Annotated in this window: 2 protein-coding genes; both read right to left on the reverse strand. The window is 70.1% G+C overall.

Going from position 1 to position 2,054, the window contains the following annotated elements:
- The coding region (locus DK254_RS18750; RefSeq protein WP_177412094.1) for an FAD-binding oxidoreductase at positions 1–1,040 on the reverse strand (1,040 nt) is incomplete at its 3' end.
- Between the two features lie 184 nt (positions 1,041–1,224).
- Positions 1,225–2,031, reverse strand: coding sequence for a nuclear transport factor 2 family protein (locus tag DK254_RS18755; protein ID WP_256595932.1), 807 nt, complete (start codon positions 2,029–2,031; stop codon positions 1,225–1,227).
- Positions 2,032–2,054 lie beyond the last annotated feature (23 nt).

Raw genomic sequence — 2,054 nt, forward strand, 5'->3', positions numbered from 1 at the left:
CAGGTGTGGGTGATCTTCACGTCCCTGAGCTGCGGGAAGAGTTCGCCGAACAGGTAGCGGCGCAGGCCGACCTCGTCGTCGGTGAGGCTGAAGTCGCTGCGCAGCTTGCCGCCGAAGCGGTAGCCGCCGCGGGCGCCGAAGGCCAGGCGGTTGTCCAGGGTGCGCTGGCCGTAGGTGACCTGGCGGCTGAACTCGCTGAAGGCCTGGCCGCGCTCCAGGCCGATCTCCGCCCATACCGATTCTGGCAGCGGCTCGGTGGCCACCAGCAGGCTCTGCACCGGCAACTGGTAGTTGCCCAGGGGCGGCAGGGCGGCGGCGTAGCCTTCCACCGCCGGCACTATCCACTGGGCCTTCACGCTGCCCTTGTCGGTGCGCAGCAGGCCGGGCTGCCAATGGCTGACGCGGCTTCTCTCGAACAGTTGCACGCCCATGCGCTCCACGGCCCTGGCCAGGCCGCGGGCCAGCCTGGCCGGGTCGATGGTGGCGCAGTGCGGTGTGTAGATCGCACCCAGCGCGCTGGGGATGCGCAACTGCTCGGCCAGTTCGGCCTTCGACAGCCAGCGGTAGTCGTCCTCGCCCAGGCCTTCGTGGCGCAGGTCGGCCAGGTACTGGCGCAGGCGCCGTTCCTGCTCCGGGTAGCGTGCCGCGCAGTAGAGCGCGCCGCCCTTGCGGTAGTCGCAGTCGATGCCTTCGCGCGCCAGCACGCCGGCCACCTCGTCGGGGATGCCGTGCAGCAGGTCCCAGCTCTCGCGGCGGCGCGGCTCGGGCAGCTTGCCCACCAGGCGGTCCTCGCCCAGCAGCGCGCCCATCAGCCAGCCGCCGTTGCGCCCGGAGGCGCCGAAGCCGGCGGTCTCGGCCTCGAGAATGGCGACCTTCAGCTGCGGCGCGCGGCGCTTCAGGTAGTAGGCCGTCCACAGCCCGGTGTAGCCGGCGCCGACGATGGCCACGTCGACGTCCAGGGCGCCTTCCAGGGCCGGGCGCGCGATGAAGTCGTCATCCAGTTGGTTCATCCACAGGCTGATATGGCGCCATGCCGACATAGGGGCGACTCCGGGCAGAAGGGTGATGGGGAATGTGCGCAAGCCTAGAAGCGCCCGGCATTCCTGTCGTGCGCGCGGGTACGCGGGGAAAAGCCGGGGGCGTGGCGTTGTCAGGAGGATTGTAGGAGCGGGCCCTGCCCGCGATTCGCGCGCAGGGCGCGCTCCTACGAAGAGCGCCTCGGCGTTACGGGGTTTCCATGCGCTTGAGGTATTCCCGCGGCGACAGCCCGGTCTGCTGGCGGAAGCAGCGGTAGAAGGCCGACAGCGAGTTGAAGCCGGCGGAGAAGGCCAGCTCGTCGATGCGCGCCGAGGTGGCCGGGCGCAGTTGCTCCAGCAGGTGCTGCAGGCGCTTCTGGTTGACGTACTGGTAGAAGCTCAGGCCCATCACCTGGTTGAGCAGGTAGGAAATCTGGTTGCGGGTGTAGCCGGTGGCGCCGGCCACCTGGGACAGGTCCAGGTCCGGCGCCAGGTACGGCTGGGCCTTGTGGAAGTATTCTTCCAGGTCGCCGGCCAGTTGGCTGAGCTGGCGTGGCGACAGGCCCAGGCGGCTGGCCGGCGGGCGGCTGTCGGCGGCGGTGCGCCCGGCGCCCGGCGCGTCCTCGCGGACCAGGGTGGCGTATTCGTTGATGCGCCAGATCAGCCCGTCGCGCACGCTGATGGCTTCGCTGGAGTGGAACACCGCCAGGCGCCCGCTGAGGGTGATGGCGGTGCGGTACTGGATGAAGGCCGTGTCGCCGTCCACGCGGATGCGGTCGATGTGGTCGAGGAACTCGTCCGGGCGGCTGGGCATGGTCTGGCTGACGTACTCGCGCAGGTCCGCCAGGCCCATGCGGCGGTTCTGGAAGTAGTCGTTGTATTCCACCTCGGGATGGTAGAGCGCCAGCGCCGCGTCCAGGTCGCGGCGCTTCCAGCTGTCGTGGTAGCGCTGCACCACGTCGCGGGTGCTCGGGGTGAGGTGGCCGTCGGCCGGGGTCGGGTGGGTCGCTTGCATGGCGCACAGGATGCCGCAGAGCG

This window comes from Pseudomonas sp. RW407 (assembly GCF_003176655.1).
Taxonomy (GTDB): domain Bacteria; phylum Pseudomonadota; class Gammaproteobacteria; order Pseudomonadales; family Pseudomonadaceae; genus Pseudomonas; species Pseudomonas delhiensis.

What these genes read in the sequence shown, in the direction of transcription:
- DK254_RS18755 (WP_256595932.1), bottom strand. Translation starts at nt 2,031, where the DNA reads ATGCAAGCGACCCACCCGACCCCGGCCGACGGCCACCTCACCCCGAGC.